The sequence below is a fragment of the Paenibacillus sp. SAF-068 genome (genome assembly GCF_051967555.1).
Lineage (GTDB): Bacteria > Bacillota > Bacilli > Paenibacillales > Paenibacillaceae > Paenibacillus.
The window spans coordinates 402,153-425,822 of record NZ_JBQCJX010000003.1; the positions used below are offsets into that span (position 1 = coordinate 402,153).

The window sequence follows — 23,670 nt, forward strand, 5'->3', positions numbered from 1 at the left end:
TATTTTTTAGTCGTTCGTTTAATCGGTAAACAAAGATAATGAGAAGAGGGGATTCTGTTTTATGCAAGCGCTTTAACAAGAAAAACTGAATACGTGGATAAATCCGGCATCGTTTGTACCCAGTCTTCAAGAGCACGGGCGTAAGGTGGTGGATTCTTTTACATGCGTAATGAGAGGAGAATGGGGAAGTTGCACGGGAAAAAGAGACATTTTAACTCACTCCGCAATCAGATCTTCATTGGTTTCGTTATGGTGATGCTCGTTGTTCTGCTGCTCGCAGGCATATCGGCTTATGATCGGGTGGCTGCTTTGCTGAAAAGCAATGCAGAGAAACATATTCATCAAACCGCCGTCCAAGCCAGTGGCAGATTGGATGCACTCATTGCACAAGTGAATTCGCTGACCGCCCAGGTGGCGGATGATTCATATGTGCAGCGTCTACTCAGCGATGAGAAGCAAGGCAATCCGGCCACCTTTAATCAGCGTCAGGCCCTCTTGCAGATTGCAGGCAGTTATCAGTCTTTTATCAATGGTGCGCAAAGTATGGAGATTTACACAACCGGTTACCATCGCATCTTCCCCATGGATGACCGATCCCTCGATCTTAGAGTGGAACACAGCTGGATAACCAAGGCGGATGAAGGAAAAGGCAGACTGGTGTGGGCAGGTAATGATCCTGAAGACCCAGGAGTGCTTCTGGCTATTCGACGCATTAACCTGCTGGAACATTCCTTTGAGCATGGAGGCTATATTGTGGTGCGGATGCAACGCAGTTTCTTTCAACTCAATGATTCGAATGGGGCAGATGGTTCGCAGGACTCCATCATGCTCTTGGATGGGGCAGGCGAAGTGGTGACTTCCGATATGGAGATTAATCTTGATCCAAAAGCCATATTGGACAGCGGATCAGTCGTCCACAATGGGGAGGACTCCTATATCATCGTCCGTCAAAAATCGGAGTTGACGGGATGGACACTTGCTGTCCTGACTCCACTGCGGGAGACAACGGAAGGTGTATCCATTCTAAGGACGGCGCTGCTCGTCTCGGGAATGATTGGAGTTGTTCTGTTCCTTATCATGTCCTTCTTCCTGTCCACGATGATTACACGTCCGCTCATACGCCTGATGCGGGCCATGCGCAGTGCACAGCCGGGAGCAATGAGGCCTAATCTAATGGTCAGCTCTACGATGGAGATCAACGAACTCAACAACGTGTATAACCAGATGGTCTACAGGCAGAACGAATTGACCCGTGTGGTTCATGAGAAGGAAGTCATGCAGTCCCGGGCCGAGCTGAAGGCGTTACAGTCTCAGATTAATCCCCATTTTCTATTCAACACACTGGAGGCGTTCTATTGGTCCCTTGAGGAAAAGGGAGACGAGGAGATGGCACACATGGTTGTGGCGATGTCCCGATTATTCCGCTATACGATCTCCAGTTCACAGCAGGATGAATGGGTTACGATTGCCGACGAACTGGAACACGCAGAGCGTTATCTTCAAATTATGCAGATGCGGCTGGGAGATCGAATGCAATGGGAGATTCAGCTGAACGATGCGGTTCGTAAGGTCCCCATTCCGAAACTGCTTATACAGCCCTTGGTGGAAAATGCGATTCTCCATGGCATTGAAAGTAAACTGGGACCGGGAAAGATAAGCATTCATGTGGATGCTTCGACCGAGAAAAACCTGGTTCGTATTGAGGTTCGGGATGATGGTCCCGGTATGGATGAATTACGGCTTCAATCTGTCATTGATGCTTTACATGGTGGTCCCGCTGTATCCAACAAGGGGTCAGGCGTAGGTCTGATCAATGTACATCGACGGCTGAAGCTCTACTTTGGCAGCCAACTTGGCGAACGGTGCAAGCTCTCCTTAAAAAGTAAGGTTGGAGAAGGGACCGTCATTGGCTTTGAGATTCCCATGGGAACGGAGGGTGCATATGATTCATGACAAAACGATTCTTATTGTTGATGATGAGCCACGTACAAGAGAGGGAATTCGCAAGACACTGGAGGGGTGGTCGGCAGGACGAAATCACATCCGAACTGCAGAAAGTGGTGCTCAGGCCGTGGAGTTGCTCAGGAAACAGCCAGCAGATCTGTTGATAACGGACGTTCGCATGCCGGAAATCTCCGGGTTGTCTCTGATCGAAGCCATTCAGCATTTTTCGAACAAGCCTGTTGTGCTGATTATGTCAGGACATGCCGATTTTCAGTACGCCCAACAGGCCATTAAGCTGGGTGTGGTGGAGTATATGTTGAAACCAATTGATAAGGAACAGTTGTTGCAGACCGTCGAAAAGGCCTTGAAGTTCAGCGAACAACAGCGGCGTATTCAAACGATGCAGGAACTGGTGGACCCCAAGTTGCTGGATGTTAAGGAGCGCGGGGAGCAGCGGCTCAATAGCCAGATCAGTGAAGCTTTGACCTATGTGGATACTCATCTGGGTGAACATGTGACCATGCGTGAAATCGCTGATTTGCTCCATCTAAACTCCAGTTATTTCAGTGTCTTGTTCAAGGAACAGATCGGCATCAATTTTAGTGAATACCTTACCCGTAAACGCATTCAACGCGCGAAGGAGCTGCTTGTGCAGACGACCATGCCGATCTCGGAAATTGCGGAACAGGTGGGTTATCAGACGGATAAGTATTTTATCACGGTATTTAAAAGTCTGGAGGGGCTTAGCCCAAGCAAGTATCGTCATTCCTTGACCGTACGTGGTAACAAATAACCTTAAAAAAGTGGAGTTTTACCAAATAATCCTAGTCTTATGGGGATGTGAGGCTCATGCTACAATTTGGTTAAAGCGGTTACATTAACCGATAAAACCAAGGGGGTTGGGATAATGAGCAAAAAGACGATGGCCATGCTTCTGTCATGGACGCTGGTTCTCGCCGTAATTTTATCCGGATGTAACAGTTCAAATTCGGATCAAGAGGGTGAAACGGGCAGCAACGGCGCAGACGGGAAAGTAACTCTCAAATTCATGCACCTCTGGCCAGCGGGCAGTTCCGCACAACAAAACAAACTGGTCAACGATATCATCAAGCAGTATCAGACAGATCATCCGAATGTGACCATCAAGCAGGAAGTGCTGGAGAATGAACAGTACAAGAACAAGCTGAAAATTCTGTCTGCATCCAATGAACTTCCCGATGTGGGTGTAACCTGGGCTGCTGGATTCCTGGAGCCTTATGTGAAGGGTAATCTGTTCGCACCGGTCGATGATCTGCTCAGCGATTCGCTGGGTGAGAAATTTATCGCTGGAACAACCGAAGCCTATGCGATAGATGGCAAAACATATGCGCTACCCATCGAACTGAATATCTCCCCCATTTATTATAACAAAGCCATTTTTGCGAAATATAACTTGCAGCCGCCAGCAACGTACGATGAATTCCTGAGTGTGCTGAAGACACTGACAGAGAACGGTGAAGTGCCGATCGCACTGGGCAATAAAGACCGCTGGACCGGATCACTCTGGTATATGTATCTGGCGAATCGGTTAGGTGGAGATGCACTGGAAAAGGCCATCAATGGCTCCGGCAAGTTCGATGATCCTGCTCTGACTCAAGCTGCTGCCGAGGTGCAAAAGCTGGTGGATATGAATGCCTTTAACAAAGGCTTCAACGGGTTGTCCAACGATGAGGGCAAATCCGAATTCATGAACGAAAAGGCTGCCATGTACCTGATGGGCACCTGGGAGCTGCCGAACTTCACAACCAACCCGGACATTCCCCAGGAATTCAAGGACAAGATCGGATTTTTCAAATTCCCGACTATTGAAGGCGGCAAGAGCGATATTAACAGCTGGGTAGGTGGTCCAGGCGTAGGGCTGTTCGTGGCCCAAAACTCCAAAGTGAAGGAAGAAGCGCAGAAGTTCGTGCAATACTTTGTGGAAAAATGGGGTGAGAGCTCGGTGACTGAAGCAGGCGTCATCCCCGCTACCAAAGTGGATACGGCTGCAGTACAGCTGCCACAGCTCTACATTGACCTGCTGAACGAATTGAATCAGGCCAGCAGTCTCACACTCTTTGCTGACGTACAGATGAAACCGGCAGCCGCTCAGGCACATCTGGACATGATCCAGGCGTTGTTTGGCAAAGCGGTGACCCCGGAGGACTTTGTGAAGAATCATCAGGTTGCCATTGATAAAGGCAATTGACGTACACACGCTTGAACGCTTGAAGGGAGGATAATGTGATGGACAAAGTCATGTCCAACCGTCTCGTTGCTGCGATGTACGTGCTTCCTGCACTGCTTCTGCTGCTGGTCTTGGTTTACATCCCGATCGTACTCACCGGGTATTATGGTTTGATGCAATGGGACGGGATCGGTGCAATGACCTTTATTGGATTGGATAATTACGCCAGATTGCTTCAGGACGGAACATTCTGGCAGAGTGCGAATCATACTTTTTTGCTTGCTTTGTTCTCCGCGCTGAGTCTGATCGGTTATCTGATGATTGCTTTGGTGCTGTCAGGCAAGATCAAGGGCGCCAATCTGTTTCGCAAAATATATTTGATCCCGATGCTGCTGTCTTCGGTCGCGATCGCCCAGTTATGGCTGAAGATCTATCATCCCAGCAATGGTGTGCTAAACACCTTTCTGGAAGCGATTGGTTTCAGCAATCCGCCGGCCTGGCTGGCGGAGCCATCCCTGGTACTGTATGCACTGTTCGTACCGATTCTGTGGCAGTATGCAGGCTTCTATATTTTGATCTATTATGCGGCCCTCAAAAATATCCCGGAATCCCTGGTGGAAGCGGCCCGGATTGACGGGGCCAGTCCTTGGCAGATCGCTTTTCGAATCAAACTGCCGCTTATTACAGAAGTCATTAAGGTGACCGTGGTGCTGGCTGTGGTGGGCTCGCTCAAGTATTTCGATCTTATCTACGTGATGACTGATGGCGGACCAAATGGCTCCAGCGAAGTGATGGCCTCCTATATGTATCGTCAGGCGTTCCGTAGCTTCGACTTTGGTTACGGCAGTGCTGTAGGTTTCTTCCTGCTCTTGATCTGTCTGCTCGTTACCTGGCTGCTTCGTAAAGCGACAGCATCCAAAGATACGATCCAGTATTCCTGAGGCATGTGAAATGAAAGGAGGTCCATCCCGTTGAAGACGGATACGGCCGTTAGATTGCCAACTTACCCGGGGACAGACCGAGGTTCGGCATGGTTGAGGAGATTCGGCTATGTTCTACTATATTTCCTCTTGTCCCTGGTCGCTTTGTTGCAAATTTTGCCCTTGGTATGGCTGCTGTTATTCTCGCTTAAAAATAATCAGGAAGTATTCGACATGGCGCCTTTTTCCCTTCCTGCTACTCCGCGTTGGGAAAACTATGTCAAGGTATGGACAGAGGGAAATATCAGCTTATACTTCTTCAATAGTGTATGGATTACGGTGGTTTCGGTTGTGTTCACCGTGCTGTTTGCCAGTCTGGTGACGTTTGCCATTACACGTATGCGCTGGAAGGGTCGTTCACTCGTATTGGGGCTATTCATGGTGGGGCTAATGATTCCTGTGCACTCCACGTTAATCCCGCTGTTCAGCTTGTTTCTGAAGCTTCACCTAACCGATCATCCTTTGTCAGTCATCTTGTCTTACATTGCCTTTAATATGCCAATTACCATCATGATTCTGCTCGGGTTCTACTACGCACTTCCTCGGGAAGTTGAAGAGGCGGCCGTGATGGATGGCTGCTCCGTGCATCGGATTTTCTTTCGGATTGTGCTGCCGATGACGTCTTCGGTCATTTCCACAACGGCGATCATCAACATGATCTATAACTGGAATGAGTTCATTTTTGTGAATACGTTCATCAGTACCGATTCGTACAAGACCTTGACCGTTGGTGTACAGAACTTTATCGGTCAATATACAACGGATTGGGGAGCCATTGGTGCGACGCTGATGATCAGCATTATGCCGATCCTGATTGCTTTTCTCATCCTGAGTAATCGAATTGTAGAGGGAATTGCTGCGGGTTCAGTTAAAGGTTAAAAGGTTGAGCGTCGAAGGTCCTTTCATCACTTGCTTAAAAGCGAGTGGGGAGGGGCCTTTCTTGTCTTCCAAAACCTCTGGCAGTTGTACGAAAGCAGAGCTTAATGAAAACGGTGAAAATCCCTATTTATGGTATTGCAAAAAACTTTCAACTATTTTCGCAAAACTACTGCATTTTCAAACTACCTGTGCTAACATACCCTAAGAATTAAAGCCCACATGGGAAAGGTGAGAAAATGACAGCAATATCCTCAACCAAAGAGTCCCTTCGTTCTGATGCCAAGGATCTGAATCTGATTCGATTGACATGGCCTATTTTCCTGGAACTCTTCTTATTTATGTTGATGGGGAGCGTGGATACGCTCATGCTCAGCTCGGTGTCCGATAACGCGGTCTCCGGCGTTGGAGCAGCCAATCAGATTATTTCTATCGCTATCCTTGTACTGGAAGTCATTGGACATGGCGCTGCCATTGTAGTGGCACAATATATTGGATCGAAAAAGCTAAGTGAAGCAGCACAGGTTACAGGTAATGCCATTACACTGAACCTAATTGTGGGGCTGGTCCTGAGCGGAATCTTCCTTCTGTTCGGAGGACAATTGCTAACCCTTCTAAATATTCAAGGCGAAATTTATGATTTTGCCCGTTCGTATATAAATATCGTCGGTGGCGGAATCTTCCTCCAGGCACTTATTAATGCGCTGGCTGCTACGATTCGTACACATGGTTACACCAAAGAAACGATGTATGTTGCTGTATTCATGAATGTTATTCACGTGGTTGGTAACTATGCTTTGATCTTTGGCCACTTTGGCCTGCCGAAGCTTGGGGTGGAAGGTGCAGCCATCTCCACGGTAGGAAGTCGATTTATCTGCCTGCTGATCTTCTTCTGGTTGTTGTATCGTGTGAGTGAGGTACGGGTGGATTTCGAATACTACATTAAATTGTCCAAACATTTTATTGGAAAAATTCTGCGGATTGGCATTCCGTCTGCGATGGAGTCGATGGTATATCACTCCTGCCAGCTCGTGTTCACGTTGTATGTGACCTATCTGGGCGCAGAAGCCATGGCAACCAAGCAGTATGCGGGTAATATCTCCAGCTATATCTACTTGTTCAGCATGGCGATTGGTATGGGCACATCGATCATTGTAGGCCGTCTTGTGGGTGCGCGGCGCAAAGATGATGCGTACAAACGTGTTTTTGACAGTGTAAAATGGGCCCTTCTGGCTACAGTTATTATTGACGTGATCATCATTCTGTTCCGTGTACCGCTGATGAGCATCTTTACGGATAATCCGGAAATTATCAAGTTGGGTGCTCAAGTCATTTTGCTCAGTCTTTTGCTCGAAACCGGGCGTACCTGCAATATTGTGATTATAGGTTCCCTGCGTGCGGCAGGGGATGCGAAGTTCCCGGTGTACATGGGTCTGATCTCCATGGTCTGCATGAGTCTGCCACTGGGGTATCTGCTTATATTCCAACTTCATCTGGGGCTTGCAGGGGTATGGCTTGCCATTGCGGCGGATGAATGGACCCGCGCGGTTATTATGTACTTCCGCTGGAAGAGCAGAGCTTGGGAGAAACATGAACTGGTGGAGCATGATGACGAAGAGGTTGGTGCACAGCCAGTACCGGCTGTCTGACGAAGAATGTTGTGCAATAGATAAAAGGAGAGTCAATGACGGAAAAGAGCCAATCCGTGATTGGCTCTTTTTTGCGTTCCGAGATAGAGGCCAACCGAAGTGAAGATAGCAAAAATGATCAAAACGGCCCATTCATCAATCACGTATAGTAAGGATATGGAAGGAGGCTTTACCTCAGTTGAGCCGTTACCGTGAAATGATTCAGCAAAGTTTGTTTTATATTGAGACTCATCTGCATGAGCAGATTGGGCTGGAAGAAGTGGCATCCGAGGCGTTGTTGTCACCGTATCACTACCACCGGATTTTCCGTAATGAGGTGGGCATGACCGTGGTGGATTATATCCGCAATCGCCGGATGAGTCTGGCGTCCACGGCACTGCGATCGACGGATGCAGGCATTCTGGACATCTCCCTGGCATGTGGATTTGAAAGTCAGGAAGCCTTCACCCGCGCATTCCGCAAATGTTATGGCATGCCACCAGGACGTTTTCGCAAATTGTTCGATCTGAAATTATTCGAAGGAAGAACCAGAGGAGGAGAAGTACAGATGAGTCAGACGTCAACGATTACAGGCTGGATGTTAACCGGAAGTCATCCGCAAAATTATGAGATGGGCATTGATCCTGCCGAAGTGCATCAGGGGAAAGCTTCAGGCTATTTGAAGGCAGTTACACCGATGGAGCCTAATGAGTTCGCAACGATGATGCAACAGTTCAGAGCGGACAAGTATGTGGGCAAGCGGATGAAGTTATCGGGATTTGTGAAGACCGAGCGTGTGGATGCGTTCTGCGGATTATGGATGCGTGTCGATAATAACGTCCATGATGTACTTCAATTTGATAACATGCATGATCGGCCAATTACGGGTACGCAGCCATGGAATCAGTACAACATTGTGCTTGATGTGCCTGAGGGCAGCGCGGTCATCTCGTTCGGGGTGATTTTGAACGGTAAAGGAAAAGTGTGGGTCGACAGTTTCCGCTTCGAAGAGGTTGATCTGAACACGCCGTTGACACATATGGAGACAGAGTATGAGATGTCGGACGAGCCGCTGAATCTGTCATTTGAGGAGTAAAGTTGTAAATGCTTTTTTATGAAGATAAACAAGTTTATAAAAGGACTCCTAGTTTCTTGGTAGAATATAACTTTACTGGTTCTGTACTAGCTGTTGTAATCGTTCCGCCATTGAGGGGAGATGCAATCTATGAAAACAAAACTGTTAGAGATATTACTTGCTGTTGTTTTGGGCTTTTTTACTGGTGTTTTATTAAGTGGAGGTGGAGTGGATATAAGTGAAAGTGGTATTCATATTTTACTTGGCTGTATTTTATGGGTTCTTATATTGAACTACCTGCATTCGTCCAAGAATAATAGTGAATGATTTAACCTTTTTTACATCGCGTAAGCAGAAGTGTATATTGTTATTTCAAATTCAATAAATCTATAGATCAAGAGCTGATCCAATCACGGGTTGGCTCTTTTTGTTGCCTTTGGGGTATAAAGAAAGTAAAGCCAAGACTAAGCTGAGAGGATATGCACCTGTCATACAAATTGCAACTCATCCATAGCCAATTAACATAGACCTTGCTAACATAGACCCATAAACTAACCCATGACATAGATAAAGAGGATGAATCCCATGAATAAAAAAGTACTCGTGGTAGATGACGAATCAAGTATCGCCAGTGCCATTGCTTACGCGCTGCGACGCGAAGGATATGAAGTTGAGACCGCGAGTGACGGCGAAGAGGCCTTGGTTAAGGTCGCATCGTTTCACCCGCAAGTCATGATTCTGGACGTGATGATGCCCAGGCTCGATGGATACGGCGTATGCCGCAGGCTGGAAGACCGGGAGGATATCGGCATTATTTTGCTAACCGTCAAAAATGATATCGTGGATAAGATCGTTGGCCTGGAAATGGGCGCCGATGATTACATGACCAAGCCATTTGAGATCCGTGAACTGCTCGCAAGGGTGAAAGCGCTCATGCGCCGTGTCGAGAAGAGCACTCCACCACCGGACGATTCAAAGAATCAGGCTATCGTGAATGGCACACTCCGTATTCATGTTGCTCACCGCACGGTGACCGTGAATGAGGAGAAGCTGGATCTGACACCGAAAGAGTTCGACCTGCTGACCATTCTCATGTCCAATCCTGAGCGGGTATACACGCGAGACGATCTGCTGGATCGGGTGTGGGGCATGGAATATGCGGGTGGGACACGTACCGTGGACATTCACATCCAGCGTTTGCGCAAAAAAATCGGAGATACGGATCAGCAAAAATTGCAGACGGTATATGGGATCGGCTACAAAGCATCTGCACCTGAACCAGGCGGGGCCATATGAGAGTCAGCATCAAGCTGAAGTTCAGTGTTTTTCTGGCAGCCTTGCTTATACTGACCGTGGTTGTGCTTAGTTCCCTGGTTCTGCGCGGTATTGAACGCAATCAGCAGTCTCAAATCGAGGGAATTTTATCGCAACAGATGCGTCTGGTGAATCTGAATGTGCGACAGTCCTACTACACAGAGTCTGTCCATCTCGACCAGGACGTTTTTCTACAACGAAATGGGCGCAGACTGGCACAGGAACTGGCCAACTCTACCGGATTGCCAATAGCACTCTATGACATGACAGGCAAGCAGGTGGGAGCATCCTTCGCCTCCGGTGAGAGTGAACTCGTTCAGGAAACGCTGGACTATGCCTTGCAAAATAAAATAGCCTATCATGAGCAGGGCGAGACCCTGCTCTATGCCGCACCGCTGGATGGTCCCGATGGACAGATGGGCGCCGTATGGATACAATATCCGGTCCAGAGCTACCATGAATTCTATACTCGCATCCTTCAATTGTTCTTATGGGCAGGAATTACCGTGGTTGTGCTGAGCTTCATATTAGGCTATCTGTTCTACAATCGGTTTGCCGTTGCGATTACCCGGCTGAAGAGGTCCGCAGATTCCATTCGGGAAGGAAACTACATTACGGAGTCTCCTGTAAGGCGCAAGGATGAATTGGGAGAGCTGGGGCAGGGCATTTATTATATGAGCACATCCATTCAGCAAAATATCACAGCCATGCATGCAGAGCAGCAGAAGCTGCAACTGGCGATAGAGAAGCTTCAGGCGCTGGAACAGCAGCAGAAACAATATATTGGTAACATCAGTCATGAGTTCAAGACACCGCTGACCTCGATCAAAGCTTATGTGGAGCTGCTCGACATGTATAAGGATGATCCGCAACTGCTTGATGATGCCACAAGTAACATTGGCAAAGAAACGGAGCGGCTGTACGAGATGGTGGAGAAAGTATTGCATTTATCTGCCCTGGAGAAGTACGACTTCGAGAATCAGGCCGAGGACGTAGAGGTCAGTGCTCTGCTGGAGGATGCCTGTGGCCGAATGCGTGGGAAAGCGGAGAAGTTCGCGCTGAACATGGAACTGGATCTTGAACCGGCGGTAATCCGCAGTGATCGGGAGAGTCTGATGCATATTTTCATCAACATGCTGGATAATGCCATCAAATATAACATTCCGGATGGTGTGATCCGGGTAAAGAGCGAACTGCGGATGCAGGAGCGTCAAGCGGTCATTCGCATCTATAACTCGGGTACGCCAATTCCGGCAGAGGCGCAGGAGAAGATTTTTGAACCTTTTTATACCGTGAACAAAGACAGAGCCAGAAAAACCGGCGGAACTGGACTGGGGCTATCTCTCGTGAAGCAATTTGTTGAGAAACAGGGCGGTATGATCACCTTACTTCCAAGCAGTACGAGCGATTCTCAGAATGAAGAAGGTGTGACATTCCAACTCGTATTTCCTTTGGCTGATGCAAGTTTACAAGTTCGAAACAAGTCTGAATAACTTTGGAAGTATGCCGTGTGTATGCTTGGTCTTATAGCAAGAGAAACCAGGGGGGACCATCATGAATTGGAAACAAGCAGCTTTGGGGACGTTCGGGGCTATCGCCCTGCTAACGACAGCAGCATGCGGGGGAACAACAGCGCCGGGGGGCAACACAGAAGGTGGGAAAACGGGCACCGATATTACGGTGAAAGATAATACCAACACATCCGTCTACCAGAGCTTTAAGCTGGAGAAAATCGATAAATTGCCGAATATGCGCGGGATTACTTGGCTTAGTGATGATTGGATTGTATCCGACAAGGAGAACAAGTCCTTGAAACCCGTCACCGTTGAAGGTCAGGAAAGGTACCCTCATAACTTATACATGTATGATCTGACCAAAGGCACAGACACGCCGCTCAAGGAAAGTGAAGCCAATCTTGGTGCACCGCTGGTGTCGCCGGATGGTCAGTACCTATTCTATCGGGAGCCGGAAGAGAACACGGGAAAAGGCTATATTCTGAACCTGCATAACGGGGAAACCACCCCCGCTGGTAAGGAGGATGGCTTCATTCAAGAGGGCGCGTGGCTTGATAACGACCATGTTGTTTTCCCTAATATGAAGGGAGATCTCGTCTCGGCAAGTGTGGATGGTACAACGAAAGTGCTGGTGGAGACAGGCAATTTCAATGTTCGAAGCATCAAGGTTTCGAATGGCAACATCTATTATATTACGGGCGAAGACGGCCAGTTGAATGCATACGACGTGAAGACGGGTGACGTGAAACAGGTGCTGAAAAGTGTGGAGTGGGTCATTCCTTCCAATGACGGAACAAGGCTTGCGATTGTGAAAAGAACAGCGGATACCAAACGGGCGCTGGTGCTCACCGATCTGGAAGGCAATGAGAAGGCCACTCTCGCCAGAGGCACGCAGATCTTTGGCACCAGCTGGTCGGGTGATGATTCCAAAATTGCGTATACGATCAATTCCGAGAATGACAACGAGAAGGGATTATTCGTCTCCAATACGGAGTCGGCAGAACAGTTCCAGATCTCGGCGGATATGGACAACGCCTCTGACCCGCTCGCCTGGAGCCCGGCAGGTAACAAGATCCTGTTATCACAGGCCATTCTGGAGAATGAGTCTTATCATTTTGTAACCTCGGTCATTACGATCTCGGAATAGGATGATTGTGCAGACAGATATGTTCCATATCTTTCATCCCTTTCTATACATTTATATTGACTAAGCTATTCCGCTTCCGATAAACTAGAATGCAGGAATAAAAGTCGAATGTCAGGCAGCAGTTCGAGACGAAGTTTCGGACGGCTGTTTCTTTTCTTTTTACAAGTAAGGGTGCAACGTAGTCGTCTTGCCGGATGATCCGGCTAACAACAACATGGAATAGGAACAGGTGATATACATGTGTAACAGCGCGTACCGCGTGCTTTTATATTATAAGTTCGTGAAGATTGAAGACCCCGAGACGTTTACACAGGAGCATTTACAATATTGTAAGGATCTCGGTGTGAAAGGCCGTATTCTGATCGCATCCGAAGGCATTAACGGCACGGTATCCGGAACACCTGAACAGACGGAGCAGTACATGAAGGACATGCATGCCAATCCGCTGTTCAGCGATATGGTGTTCAAGATTGATGATGTGGAAGAGCATGCGTTCAAAAAAATCTTTGTACGTCACAAAGCAGAGCTGGTTACGTTCCGTGTGGACGAAGATCTGGATCCGAATGTGATTAGCGGCAAACGCCTTTCACCAAAAGAGTTCCATGAGCATCTGCAACGTGATGACGTCATCGTTATCGATGGCCGCAATGACTACGAATACGAAATTGGCCATTTCCGCGGGGCCATTCGTCCAGATGTCGAGTCGTTCCGTGAGTTCCCGGAGTGGATTCGCGAGAACCTGGGTGACATGAAAGACAAAACGATCATCACCTACTGCACTGGCGGCATTCGCTGCGAGAAGCTGACTGGTTTCATGATCAATGAAGGATTCCAGGACGTGGCTCAACTGGACGGCGGTATTGTCACGTACGGTAAAGATCCGGAAGTACAAGGGCATCTGTTCGATGGCAAGTGTTACGTGTTTGACGAGCGGATCTCTGTACCGATTAACCGGACAGAAGAGGATATTGTCATTGCCAGCTGTTATCACTGTGGAACGACACATGACCGATATATTAATTGTCCAACCTGCAACCTGCAGCACGTAAGCTGTGAGGATTGCGAAGAGACGCATAACCGCTTTTGTTCGGATGCCTGCCGGGAGGCAGCACCGGTACACGCATAAGCAGGAGAGCAGGTGCTGATCGTGAAGCGCGAAGAGGAACGAACGACGCGTGAACGGATTTTGTTCATGCTGAAGCAGCAAGGTACATTGACCGCGAGGGAAATGACAGCTGATCTGGGTCTGACCGGCATGGCCATTCGTCGTCATCTGACGGCACTGGAGCAGGACGGCTGGATCGAGGTTCGGGAGGCCCGGGCTACGGCCGGACGTCCATCCTCGGTGTACCAATTGACGGTACGCGGGGACAGCTTTTTTCCAAAATCATATTCGTCCCTTACGCTGGAACTGCTTGAAGAATTGTCTGACTCTGCCGGGAGCGGTGTGGTGGATGCATTGTTCGAGAGTCGCCGGGACAAGCTGCTTCGCAGCGGATTGCCACAGATGGAGGGCCAGGATCTGGCAGGACGGGTGGAGGAACTCGCGCGAATCCAGAATGCCAACGGATATATGGCGGATGCGTCCAGAGAAGAAGATGGAACCTATGTCATTACGGAAATGAACTGCCCGATTGTACAAGTCGCGAGTGTTTACAAGCAGGCTTGCCGCTGTGAACTGGAACTGTTCCGCTCGCTGCTTCAAGCCGAGGTGGAGCGGACCGAATGTTACGCCGATGGCGGCAAAAGGTGCAAGTATGAGATTCGCGAAGCATCGGGGAACTAGTATAAAAACAAAGAGAGATTGTTTCGACGATTCGTCGAGATGGTCTCTTTTTTTGATAATTAATTACGTATATACGCTATTTTTGTATAGGGATGCGCGTTATATTAGAGCTAACATCTAGTGCATGTTCGCATCCTTTATATGTGCTGATATTTCAGCAGATATATCCTGTTCAATTGGCGCGTAGGAGTGAAAGGAATGACTAAATCAAGCTGGGAGGCGTTAATGATGCACGAACCGGAACCGGCTTTGAAAAAAGCCATGAGTGTATTAGAGCTTCTGAGCCAGGATGAGCAAGCACGTCAACGATATATCGACCGACAAAAATTTCTATGGGACGAAGCTTCCATGATTGAGGGCGCACGAGAAGAGGGTCTCAAGAAAGGCATGGAGGAAGGAATTCAAAAAGGAATCAAAGAGGGAATCAAAGAAGGTGAAGCTGAGAGCAAGCGGAAAATTTCATTGAATATGCTCACCTTAGGTCTTGATCAGGAGACCATTGTCAAAGCGACGGGACTAACCTCTGCTGAGCTGAAAGCAATCCAGGAAGAAAAATAAGCTATCTATATGAGGCCGCTCGCATAACATGTGGGTTACCTTTTTTGATCTTATGTAATGTTTTCTATCACAATCATACGATGTAACTAAATTGGAAGCGGTTCAACCATTGACGTATAACAGGACGCACCTTAATATTAGGGGAACAATAAAACACCAACACGGGTCATGGACTTCAGTCGCATGAGAAAAGTCTATATTTGTCTGCTTTTGTCGATCAAAGCAACAATGCGTTGAAGCGTTTGTTTTGTCCCGCCCTATCGTGTCAATGGATTGTCGATAAGGGTAACCACATTATATTAGATGGAGAGGGGTTCTCACACATGAAAAAGAAATTCTGGATGTCACTGATGATGGTTGCTTCAATGATGGTTGCAGCAGGTTGCGGAAATAACAGCGGTACAGGCTCGGAATCCGAAGGGTCGGGGAGTACCACAGGTGGAGGCAGCGAGGAGAAATCATACCAGATTGCCATCTCCCAGATTGTTGAACATCCATCTCTGGATGCTACACGCGAAGGGTTCATCGCAGCCCTGAAGGATGCGGGTATTGAAGAGAACAAGAACCTCAAAATCGATTACAATAACGCGCAAGGTGATTCGACGAACAACCTGTCCATTGCACAGAAAATCTCGGGTGACTCTAAAAATGATCTCGTACTCGGAATCGCAACACCATCTGCTCTGGCTCTGGCTCAACAAGTGAAGGACAAGCCCCTGTTGTTCGCAGCAGTAACAGATCCACTGGGTGCCAAACTGGTAACCGATATGGACAAGCCGGGCGGCAATGTTACAGGTGCATCCGATACGAATCCAGAGGCCATCGTACAATTGGCTGACTTTATCGCCAAAAATCTGCCAGATGTAAAAACGGTAGGCTTGGTCATTAACGAAGGCGAACCGAATGCAGTGGTTATGGCAGATAACGCAGAAAAGGCGCTCGCAACACATAATATCAAGTTGGTGAAAGCACCAGTAACGAATACATCTGAAGTTAAACAGGCAACGGATTCTCTGGTTGGCAAAGTAGATGCCTTCTACATTACGCTTGATAACTCTGTCGTAAGTGCGGTGGATACGATTATCCAAACGGCGAACAGCAATAAAATTCCGTTCTTCTCCAGTGATCGGGATACCGTTGAAAAAGGAGCTTTTGCAACGGTAGGTTTCAAATATTATGACCATGGATATCAGGTGGGTGAGATGGCTGCCGACATTCTGAAAAATGGTACAAAACCGGGTGATATGAAAGTCACCGTTCCAGACAAACTGGATCTGATCCTGAACCTGAAAGCAGCTGAAGCCCAGGGCATCACGGTTACGGATGAGATGAAAGCGGAAGTAAAAGACCAGGAAAACAACATTATTCAATAGAATCAATTCATGAGTTATGAGATTGATTCAATAATCTGATCGGATCATCATCCGGCAGTATGGATGCGAGGCGAACGTGCAACGGGTTCGCCTCATTCTTTTCGATAGACAGGGAGGAAGTAGCGTGAGTATAAGCTGGAATTCAATTGAAGGAGCAATCGAGCTGGGGCTTTTATATGCACTGATGGCTCTTGGTGTATATATTACGTTCCGTATACTCGATTTTCCTGACCTTACCGTAGACGGAAGTTTTACAACAGGAGGCGCAATCGCGGCGGTTATGATCTCCAATGACTTCTCTCCTTGGCTTGCCTGTTTGGCGGCAATGGCTGGCGGCATGGTGGCCGGGGCTTGTACAGGTCTGCTTCATACCAAAGGCAAAATCAACGGATTGTTATCCGGGATTTTGATGATGATCGCGCTCTACTCCATTAACATGCGTATACTTGGCGCACCGAATAAATCCATTATGGGCATGGACAATCCGTTCTCAGGTGAGCATGTCATGGTGCTTATTATTATCGTGGTGCTGGTGTTCAAAATCATGCTGGATCTGTTCATGAAAACAGATATTGGACTTGCGCTTCGCGCCACAGGGGATAACAAACGCATGATTCGCAGTTTTGGTGCGAATACGGATGTGACAACGATTGTAGGTGTCAGCTTATCCAATGGATTGGTTGCACTGTCTGGCGCATTCATTGCACAGCAATCAGGTTTTGCAGACATCACGATGGGCATTGGGATGATCGTCATTGGACTGGCTTCGGTGATTATCGGTGAAGCCATTCTCGGTGCAAGAACGGTATTCTGGGCCACACTTGCAGCAGTCGTTGGTTCAATTATTTACCGGATTGTGGTTGCGCTTGCCCTGCAGGTCGAATGGTTTGATACATCTGATCTGAAGTTGATCACCGCGGTGATCGTCATTATTGCCCTTGTATTCCCAACGATGCAGCGCTCCATGAAGCAGCGAAGTCTGGCCCGCAAACGAACAGAAGAGTTGATGCGATCCGGGGGTCAACAGGCGAAGGGAGGTATGTGAGCATGCTGGAGATTACGCAAGTAACCAAGCTGTTCAACCCAGGCACAACGGACGAGAAGACCGCGTTGGTTGGCGTGAATCTGACGATGAATCCGGGAGATTTTGTGACAGTCATTGGCAGTAACGGAGCAGGTAAATCAACGTTGATGAACATTATTTCGGGTGTGATGAAGCCGGATATGGGTGATGTACTGATCAATGACCGCTCCATTAAAAACCTGCCGGAGCATAAACGCAGCAGCTGGATTGGCCGGGTGTTTCAGGACCCGATGGCAGGTACAGCACCGCATATGTCCATTGAAGAGAATATGGCAATGGCATACAAACGTGGCAAAGGACGAGGACTGGGCTTCGGAGTTACCCGTGCCAGACGTGAGATTTTCAACACACAACTGGAGAAGCTGGGTATTGGACTTGAGAAGCGTCCCAATGCAAAAGTGGGTCTCTTGTCTGGCGGGGAGCGGCAGGCACTCAGTCTGTTGATGGCTACGTTTACCCAGCCGCAGATTTTGCTATTGGATGAGCATACGGCAGCCCTTGACCCTTCACGTGCCGAACTGATCACGGAACTGACGGAGACCCTTGTGCGTGAGATGAGACTGACCACCCTGATGGTGACGCACAATATGGAGCAGGCCATTCGTTTGGGAAACCGTCTAATCATGATGGATAAAGGCCGAATTATTCTGGATGTCAGCGAAGAGCGTAAACGAACGTTGACTGTACCAGAGTTGCTTGGTGAATTCGAACGGATTAGCGGCAAAAAAATGGCGGATGACCGAGTCGTGCTTGGTTAAGGCAAGGAACTGACACCAACTCCTTGCTCGAAGAACAGATACACCATAAAGACCTTTTGCGTTCTCGCAAAGGGTTTTTGTGGTATGTTGAACACGATGAAAAATCTATTTCATTGTGAATTAGCGAATTAACATGGCAGGAGGAAGTCAGGATGTCTTTACAATTGGATGAAGGGACATATACGGTCACGCGGCGAACGGAGTCCATTCGCCTGCTCGCCAAGGAATTTGCACTGCTGCATTTTCTATATGAGAACAAGGAAAAAGCCTTCACCCGCAGCCAACTGTTGGATCGGGTATGGCCGCTTGAATATCCGGTTGAACGCACCGTGGACGATCATATCTATCGCCTGCGCAAAAAAATAAAACGCTGGGATGAGATCAGTCTGGATACGGTACGGGGCTATGGATACCGGCTTGCTGTGCATGAGAACAAGTCCGCTCTGCCCGCCAGCCCCTCTGCTCAGGACCCGGAAATGCAGGAAGTTATCAACGGATTACTTCGTAAATATCACTTGTTTGGACAGGGAAATGCCATACAGACCCTTGTCCAACAGCAGGAAGCGCTAGGCATTCAGATTGTCCCGTATTATCAGTTATATATTCATTTTATACAGGGAGATCTGGAGTGGCTGAGTACAACCAACGAAATTGCTTTTGAAGAACGCTTATACTGGTTATTAATTTTTGTTCATTCGCTAATTGAACCATCAGAAAGCTTACCCTTATATGAGCAAGCATTGAATTCATCGGCATTATCTGCGGAATTGCTTCGAGAACTCCGCATATTGAACATAATTGAACTCTATGCAGAGGTAGGTCAATACGAGCGTGCCCGGATGCAACTGGAGGAGACGTATCGTCTGATAGAGACAGACGAGCTCAAGAATTTCAGACTGCCGGTAGCCCTTGCAGCGTTATACGTGGAACTGTGGGGTGGTAGCGGTGAAGCTGTTGAGGCTCAAATGGCAGTGCTGCGAGCAGGATTGAAGGATGCCCCCTATTTGCGGGAGATCGGACGTTTTCAGGTGATGGAAGGTTTATGGTTGCTTCGGCAAGGGCGAGTGCGTGAAGCGGAACTTAGGATGGATGACGGACTGGACGTGTTGAAAATGTCGCTGAATGTGCCGCTATATCTGAATGCTGCATATCAGATTCTCCTGTTCATGGATCAACATCGAATTGAAGGCAGACTGCGCAGTAAATATCGTCAAGTGTATACAGAGATCGGTAAAAATTATGGTGTTCCCACCTATAAACAACGAATTGTAGATGATATACGTAAATTTTTATCCCCTATCTCCCCATCCTCTGATCTTCCTCTGATATAACTCTCTTATGATTACAGTCAAGGAACACACAGACCACACACGGCTGTAATCAAGGGAGGAAGTACACGTATGACCGTCATTTCAAATGAACCCACATCCAATGAATCCACAGAACCCTCCGCTTCATCTGCGGAATCCTCCAGAAGTTTATGGACCAATCTCCGGTTTGTCCGCATGTTTATCGCATATTCGCTGGCTACGTTTGGAGACTGGTTTGATGCACTCGCCATCCAGGTGATGGTGGCCTACCGATGGGGCGCCGATCCGCTGATTATTGCCCTTATTCCTGTATGTATGGCCGTACCGGGCATACTGCTGGGCTCCGTTGCTGGTGCACTGGCAGATCGACTGCACAAAGTGAAAATCATGCTCCTGTGTGATGTAATCACGGTGGGATTAACCATTGCAATTTTATTTGCACCAAGCCCGATATGGCTGCTGCCAATTCTTGCCCTGCGAGCCATGATGGGAGTGTTCCATGTTCCCGCCCAGCAGGCGCTAACCCGCCAGGTGGTAGCAGAGGAGCATCTATTTCAGGCATCGTCCCTAAATGGTTTTGTGAACCAGTGTTCTAAAGTGGCGGGGCCGCTGCTGGGTGCAGTCATTTTGGTCTTCTTTTCACCACAGATTTGTATTGTCATTAATGCCTGTACCCGCCTGTTGTCTGGTGCGGTATTATGGCCCTTGCGTCGTTTGGGGGAGAAGTTGGAGTCCGTTGTATCAGACGGAAATGCTGTTGGTGAAAAGGATGAATCGGAATCCTTGTTCTCCCAGTGGAAGCAGGGTTGGCGTTTTATACGGAGCAGTCGCACCGTACTGAGTACGATTTGGTTCGGCTGTTTTGGACTCATGGCTATCCTGATGATCGATTATCAATTTACGACTCTGTTTCGGGAAATCAAGCCGGGGAATGAATCGCTGTTAGGTTGGTTGGGTTCATCGGGAGGTGCCGGAGCCATAGTCATCATTTTGCTGTTAAATCGCTTGCCGAGAATCGGGTATGGGTGGGGACTCGGTGGAGGATATCTGTTCATCGGGGCTGGAATTGCTGCATTAGGGTGGATTGGCCCGCAAACACCTGAAATTTGGGTCTTAATGTGGGGGTTATGCATTGGGGTAGGCAATGGGCTCTTCATGGTAACACTGAATTATTTGTTGCAAAAGGAGACCCCTGCTGCCTATGTGGGACGCGTATTCGGCATTCAAAATTCACTATCCAGCGTTGTACTTGTCATAGCTCCACTTGCAGGTGGAGCCCTCATTCGAGTTGCAGGGCCGAGCCCCACGTTTCAATATATTGGTCTGGCTACGCTGGTGATTGGTCTTGTTGGCATACTGTTGCAACGAATCTTGTGGGAGGGGAAGCAGCCTCTCCTATCGGAAGCAAAAGAGACCATCCCGCAGGAAATGGTCTGACAGATTCGTCCTGTCAATATGTGTTAACCTCAATGCATCTACAATAAAATGAACAGCCGCTTCCGTGTTGATCCGAAGGCGGTTGTTTGTATGTTGCGTATGTTGTGCATCGTCGAACGAATCATACTTCCCACCAAGCGAAATAAGCAGTAGAGGCCAACAGTCCACCAACCGAAAGTGATCCGCTGACTGAGAGGTTCATGGCTTGACCCGGAGGAACCACATAACGACCGAATTCATTAGACAGAAACGGTCCTGCTTGAAGGGGCATAGCCATCAATGAGGTTGCTCCTGAAGGCGCAGCAGCAGAGAATCGTACGATGGCTACGCTGGTATTGCTGCTGGAAAGATTGCTGTTCACCGATGGTAGTGTACTGGGGGAGGACAGCGTTCCATTCGTTGTAAGGCTCATGGAACCGCTGAAGGATGACAACAGATTCAGTGCAACCGTGATTCCGCCGGAGAGCCGTGATACGTACAGGGTTTTCCCGCTCCCTGCTGGATTGGCCAATTGTACGGTGGCGATCACCGTTCCTCCCAGCAACCCCAGTGTTGTGGAATTGGTGGAACCTGCATTGTACAGATTGCCCGTGTTTCCCGCATCGTTCTCCGGTGGGGCAACAATGCCGGGAGAGGTATAGGTATTGGTATTCGACGTGTAGACAGGCTGGCTTAACGGGTTGAATACATTATTGTTTGGCACTGTATACACCACCTTTTACTATGATCATACTCAGAACTCCCACCAGAACAGGTTAATGGCTGCTGTCTGATTCCCCGTTCCTACGCTAATGGATAATGTTTGTCCCGGTGGGACAATTATCGAACCGTTCAGATCTAATGAATACATCCCTGCGGTGAGCGGAATACTTGCGATGCTCGTGAAAGTCCCTCCCAGAGTACCTGTATTCTGCCTTGTGGTAACTACACTGGTGTTCGTGTTTCCAAGTAGCGTGTTGACGGGCACAGGTGTGCTCCCTGCAGTTACCGTTCCTCCAGAATAGATAACAAGAGTGGCCACGGCTGTTGTGCCCCCAGTGAGGCTGGAGATTCGTAAGGTTCTTCCGCTGCCTACTGCATTCACGACTTGTAGTAGAAGGTTCTGGTTGGAAGGAATCGAGGAATTGTTGGTCGTTAGGGCAAAGAAACTTCCGGCAGCAGCAGCACCGCTGTCTGGCGAAGCTTCAATTCCAGGTGCCGAGAAGGTGTTGGTTAATTGAGTAAACAGGGGACCATTGGATTGGTTGAATACATTATAGTTGGTTATCTCATCCACCTCCCATAGACCAGTTCATTCTGAGAAATAATCCGGTTGGATCGCATTTCATTGTACTTGCAGTGTATGTCAAAAGAAGAAAAGTGGATTGGGGACTGAGCCGCATATCTGGAAATAAAGGCGGTTGCCGTGCCCGTATTTCCAATCCGGGCATACGATGCGTAAGCACATTTTTTAAGGGGAAATCGAGATGAGTCGAACAGCGAAGCGAAGCAAGAAGAGAACGAAGCAACCAACTAAATATGTTAGCCGTCGTCGCTCCCGTCATTTCTGCCGCGCTAAATTGCTGAAACCCCCTTGTTCCCGGATTACTCGTCCCCGGTTCAAGCAGGGTGCTTCCTCACGTACGAAACTCCCTGGTGCGATTCATTGTTTTACAGAGCATACGTATGTCGGGGCGGAAACCAGTAGCAGCTTGAATTCACTCCCTGCACAAGACACCTCATCACTCAGCATGTACACCTATGGCGTAGTGAATCGGGGGAAACATCCGGCTCTTGTACAGATCCAGATCAGTCCCAATGCCTCGGACTATGCTGTGGATAGCCAGGAGGTGATCGCGGGAGGACAGACCAAAGCACTGGTACCATTACGGTTTTTGCATTATACCCGGCTTGCAATTCAATCCGTTGAACCGGATCAACCGACCCGGCTCGATGTTTACTTTCAGGCGCAGCGTATGCCGTAAGGGAGTATGATCACGAAGATTTGACCAGGGAGGAGGACGAGGCATATGCCTAACTTTACGACGTTTAATACGAATCCGGATAATCTGAGAACGTTGATTTTCGGTCAAGATAGTACAGGCACAGCTCAGCCCGTCAGAACCGATCCGAGCGGGAATGTGGTTGGCATTATTTTGGACGGAACCATCAGTAACATTTCAGGCCTGACCACCGTTACCATTAACGCCGGAACCATTACCAACATTCTGAACGGAACCATCACGAGTGTACTTGGAGCGACCATCACAGCAGGTACAATTAACAGTGTGCTCGGGGCTACAGTCACTGCAGGTACCTTAACGAACTTACTGAACGGTACCATCACAAGTGTATTGGGAGCAACAATCACGGCGGGAACCATTACCAGCGTACTTGGAGCTACGGTGACAGCGGGAACACTCACCAACTTGCTTGATGGTACACTGACCAGTGTGCTCGGAGCCACGGTGACCGCAGGGACACTGACGAACCTGTTGAATGGTACGATCACAAGCGTACTCGGGGCGACGATCACAGCCGGAACGATCACCAGTGTGCTCGGAGCCACAGTGACCGCAGGAACACTGACGAACCTGTTGAATGGTACGATCACAAGCGTACTTGGGGCGACGATCACAGCCGGAACGATCACCAGTGTGCTCGGAGCCACAGTGACCGCAGGAACACTGACGAACCTGTT

The 23,670-nt window shown here is 48.5% G+C and carries 23 protein-coding genes; 21 read left to right on the forward strand and 2 right to left on the reverse strand.

Annotated elements, in window-relative coordinates; translation table 11 throughout:
• Positions 1 to 180: 180 nt before the first annotated feature.
• The 19 genes from ACTHPG_RS19525 to ACTHPG_RS19615 all read left to right on the forward strand — a co-directional run bounded on the left by ACTHPG_RS19525 (position 181) and on the right by ACTHPG_RS19615 (position 20,990).
• Positions 181 to 1,953: a cache domain-containing sensor histidine kinase gene (locus ACTHPG_RS19525; protein WP_440391413.1), complete on the forward strand. Its 1,773-nt coding sequence runs from the start codon at positions 181 to 183 to the stop codon at positions 1,951 to 1,953.
• Positions 1,943 to 2,737: a response regulator transcription factor gene (locus ACTHPG_RS19530; protein WP_440391123.1), complete on the forward strand. Its 795-nt coding sequence runs from the start codon at positions 1,943 to 1,945 to the stop codon at positions 2,735 to 2,737. The genes ACTHPG_RS19525 and ACTHPG_RS19530 overlap by 11 nt, the downstream gene beginning before the upstream one ends.
• Before the next feature lie 114 nt (positions 2,738 to 2,851).
• Positions 2,852 to 4,171 (forward strand): extracellular solute-binding protein, encoded by a 1,320-nt coding sequence (locus tag ACTHPG_RS19535; RefSeq protein WP_440391124.1) that lies wholly within the window; start codon positions 2,852 to 2,854, stop codon positions 4,169 to 4,171.
• Between the two features lie 38 nt (positions 4,172 to 4,209).
• Complete coding sequence (locus tag ACTHPG_RS19540) at positions 4,210 to 5,091, forward strand: carbohydrate ABC transporter permease (RefSeq protein ID WP_440391125.1); 882 nt, start codon at positions 4,210 to 4,212, stop codon at positions 5,089 to 5,091.
• A gap of 54 nt (positions 5,092 to 5,145) precedes the next feature.
• Positions 5,146 to 6,009: a carbohydrate ABC transporter permease gene (locus ACTHPG_RS19545; protein WP_440391414.1), complete on the forward strand. Its 864-nt coding sequence runs from the start codon at positions 5,146 to 5,148 to the stop codon at positions 6,007 to 6,009.
• Between the two features lie 236 nt (positions 6,010 to 6,245).
• Positions 6,246 to 7,655 (forward strand): MATE family efflux transporter, encoded by a 1,410-nt coding sequence (locus ACTHPG_RS19550; protein WP_062836764.1) that lies wholly within the window; start codon positions 6,246 to 6,248, stop codon positions 7,653 to 7,655.
• 178 nt (positions 7,656 to 7,833) lie between these two features.
• On the forward strand, positions 7,834 to 8,730 hold the full coding sequence (locus ACTHPG_RS19555; RefSeq protein ID WP_440391126.1) for a helix-turn-helix transcriptional regulator: 897 nt from the start codon (positions 7,834 to 7,836) through the stop codon (positions 8,728 to 8,730).
• Positions 8,731 to 8,859: 129 nt separating this feature from the next.
• Positions 8,860 to 9,036, forward strand: a complete 177-nt coding sequence (locus tag ACTHPG_RS19560) for a hypothetical protein (protein ID WP_440391127.1) — start codon at positions 8,860 to 8,862, stop codon at positions 9,034 to 9,036.
• Between the two features lie 258 nt (positions 9,037 to 9,294).
• On the forward strand, positions 9,295 to 10,005 hold the full coding sequence (locus ACTHPG_RS19565) for a response regulator transcription factor (protein WP_440391128.1): 711 nt from the start codon (positions 9,295 to 9,297) through the stop codon (positions 10,003 to 10,005).
• Positions 10,002 to 11,516: an ATP-binding protein gene (locus tag ACTHPG_RS19570; protein WP_440391129.1), complete on the forward strand. Its 1,515-nt coding sequence runs from the start codon at positions 10,002 to 10,004 to the stop codon at positions 11,514 to 11,516. Before ACTHPG_RS19565 ends, ACTHPG_RS19570 begins: the two co-directional genes overlap by 4 nt.
• A gap of 61 nt (positions 11,517 to 11,577) precedes the next feature.
• The gene (locus tag ACTHPG_RS19575) at positions 11,578 to 12,684 is read left to right on the forward strand and encodes a hypothetical protein (protein WP_440391130.1); all 1,107 of its coding nucleotides are present in this window, start codon (positions 11,578 to 11,580) and stop codon (positions 12,682 to 12,684) included.
• A gap of 238 nt (positions 12,685 to 12,922) precedes the next feature.
• Positions 12,923 to 13,810 (forward strand): oxygen-dependent tRNA uridine(34) hydroxylase TrhO, encoded by an 888-nt coding sequence (trhO, locus tag ACTHPG_RS19580; RefSeq protein WP_124116691.1) that lies wholly within the window; start codon positions 12,923 to 12,925, stop codon positions 13,808 to 13,810.
• Between the two features lie 12 nt (positions 13,811 to 13,822).
• The gene (locus tag ACTHPG_RS19585) at positions 13,823 to 14,470 is read left to right on the forward strand and encodes a helix-turn-helix transcriptional regulator (RefSeq protein ID WP_084174359.1); all 648 of its coding nucleotides are present in this window, start codon (positions 13,823 to 13,825) and stop codon (positions 14,468 to 14,470) included.
• A 198-nt stretch (positions 14,471 to 14,668) separates the two neighbouring features.
• Positions 14,669 to 15,028, forward strand: coding sequence for a hypothetical protein (locus ACTHPG_RS19590; RefSeq protein ID WP_440391131.1), 360 nt, complete (start codon positions 14,669 to 14,671; stop codon positions 15,026 to 15,028).
• Between the two features lie 323 nt (positions 15,029 to 15,351).
• On the forward strand, positions 15,352 to 16,401 hold the full coding sequence (locus ACTHPG_RS19595) for an ABC transporter substrate-binding protein (protein ID WP_440391132.1): 1,050 nt from the start codon (positions 15,352 to 15,354) through the stop codon (positions 16,399 to 16,401).
• Between the two features lie 184 nt (positions 16,402 to 16,585).
• Entirely contained in the window at positions 16,586 to 17,446 is an 861-nt protein-coding gene (locus tag ACTHPG_RS19600; RefSeq protein WP_440391416.1) for an ABC transporter permease, read from the forward strand.
• Between the two features lie 2 nt (positions 17,447 to 17,448).
• A complete protein-coding gene (locus ACTHPG_RS19605; RefSeq protein WP_036606660.1) occupies positions 17,449 to 18,243 on the forward strand; it encodes an ABC transporter ATP-binding protein in 795 nt (264 codons plus the stop codon).
• Positions 18,244 to 18,395: 152 nt separating this feature from the next.
• A complete protein-coding gene (locus ACTHPG_RS19610) occupies positions 18,396 to 19,574 on the forward strand; it encodes a winged helix-turn-helix domain-containing protein (protein ID WP_440391133.1) in 1,179 nt (392 codons plus the stop codon).
• 69 nt (positions 19,575 to 19,643) lie between these two features.
• Positions 19,644 to 20,990, forward strand: a complete 1,347-nt coding sequence (locus ACTHPG_RS19615) for an MFS transporter (protein WP_440391134.1) — start codon at positions 19,644 to 19,646, stop codon at positions 20,988 to 20,990.
• 121 nt (positions 20,991 to 21,111) lie between these two features.
• On the opposite strand, the gene ACTHPG_RS19620 is transcribed toward ACTHPG_RS19615, so the two are convergent.
• Together ACTHPG_RS19620 and ACTHPG_RS19625 are read right to left on the reverse strand one after the other, a co-directional pair.
• Positions 21,112 to 21,693 carry a hypothetical protein gene (locus ACTHPG_RS19620; protein ID WP_440391135.1) on the reverse strand — a complete coding sequence of 194 codons (582 nt, stop codon included), beginning with the start codon at positions 21,691 to 21,693 and terminating at the stop codon, positions 21,112 to 21,114.
• 30 nt (positions 21,694 to 21,723) lie between these two features.
• A complete protein-coding gene (locus ACTHPG_RS19625; protein ID WP_440391136.1) occupies positions 21,724 to 22,266 on the reverse strand; it encodes a hypothetical protein in 543 nt (180 codons plus the stop codon).
• Between the two features lie 190 nt (positions 22,267 to 22,456).
• On the opposite strand from ACTHPG_RS19625, the gene ACTHPG_RS19630 reads away from it, so the two are divergent.
• Both ACTHPG_RS19630 and ACTHPG_RS19635 read left to right on the forward strand, forming a co-directional pair.
• Positions 22,457 to 22,954 (forward strand): DUF6385 domain-containing protein, encoded by a 498-nt coding sequence (locus ACTHPG_RS19630; protein WP_440391137.1) that lies wholly within the window; start codon positions 22,457 to 22,459, stop codon positions 22,952 to 22,954.
• Between the two features lie 45 nt (positions 22,955 to 22,999).
• On the forward strand, positions 23,000 to 23,670 hold a 671-nt coding region (locus ACTHPG_RS19635; protein ID WP_440391138.1), incomplete at its 3' end, for a hypothetical protein.

Bases quoted from the DNA above. Each gene is read 5' to 3' on its own strand.
- ACTHPG_RS19525 (WP_440391413.1), top strand. From the start codon at position 181: ATGGGGAAGTTGCACGGGAAAAAGAGACATTTTAACTCACTCCGCAAT.
- ACTHPG_RS19530 (WP_440391123.1), top strand. From the start codon at position 1,943: ATGATTCATGACAAAACGATTCTTATTGTTGATGATGAGCCACGTACA.
- ACTHPG_RS19535 (WP_440391124.1), top strand. From the start codon at position 2,852: ATGAGCAAAAAGACGATGGCCATGCTTCTGTCATGGACGCTGGTTCTC.
- ACTHPG_RS19540 (WP_440391125.1), top strand. From the start codon at position 4,210: ATGGACAAAGTCATGTCCAACCGTCTCGTTGCTGCGATGTACGTGCTT.
- ACTHPG_RS19550 (WP_062836764.1), top strand. From the start codon at position 6,246: ATGACAGCAATATCCTCAACCAAAGAGTCCCTTCGTTCTGATGCCAAG.
- ACTHPG_RS19560 (WP_440391127.1), top strand. From the start codon at position 8,860: ATGAAAACAAAACTGTTAGAGATATTACTTGCTGTTGTTTTGGGCTTT.
- ACTHPG_RS19565 (WP_440391128.1), top strand. From the start codon at position 9,295: ATGAATAAAAAAGTACTCGTGGTAGATGACGAATCAAGTATCGCCAGT.
- ACTHPG_RS19570 (WP_440391129.1), top strand. From the start codon at position 10,002: ATGAGAGTCAGCATCAAGCTGAAGTTCAGTGTTTTTCTGGCAGCCTTG.
- ACTHPG_RS19575 (WP_440391130.1), top strand. From the start codon at position 11,578: ATGAATTGGAAACAAGCAGCTTTGGGGACGTTCGGGGCTATCGCCCTG.
- trhO (WP_124116691.1), top strand. From the start codon at position 12,923: ATGTGTAACAGCGCGTACCGCGTGCTTTTATATTATAAGTTCGTGAAG.
- ACTHPG_RS19590 (WP_440391131.1), top strand. From the start codon at position 14,669: ATGACTAAATCAAGCTGGGAGGCGTTAATGATGCACGAACCGGAACCG.
- ACTHPG_RS19595 (WP_440391132.1), top strand. From the start codon at position 15,352: ATGAAAAAGAAATTCTGGATGTCACTGATGATGGTTGCTTCAATGATG.
- ACTHPG_RS19600 (WP_440391416.1), top strand. From the start codon at position 16,586: ATGGCTCTTGGTGTATATATTACGTTCCGTATACTCGATTTTCCTGAC.
- ACTHPG_RS19605 (WP_036606660.1), top strand. From the start codon at position 17,449: ATGCTGGAGATTACGCAAGTAACCAAGCTGTTCAACCCAGGCACAACG.
- ACTHPG_RS19610 (WP_440391133.1), top strand. From the start codon at position 18,396: ATGTCTTTACAATTGGATGAAGGGACATATACGGTCACGCGGCGAACG.
- ACTHPG_RS19615 (WP_440391134.1), top strand. From the start codon at position 19,644: ATGACCGTCATTTCAAATGAACCCACATCCAATGAATCCACAGAACCC.
- ACTHPG_RS19630 (WP_440391137.1), top strand. From the start codon at position 22,457: ATGAGTCGAACAGCGAAGCGAAGCAAGAAGAGAACGAAGCAACCAACT.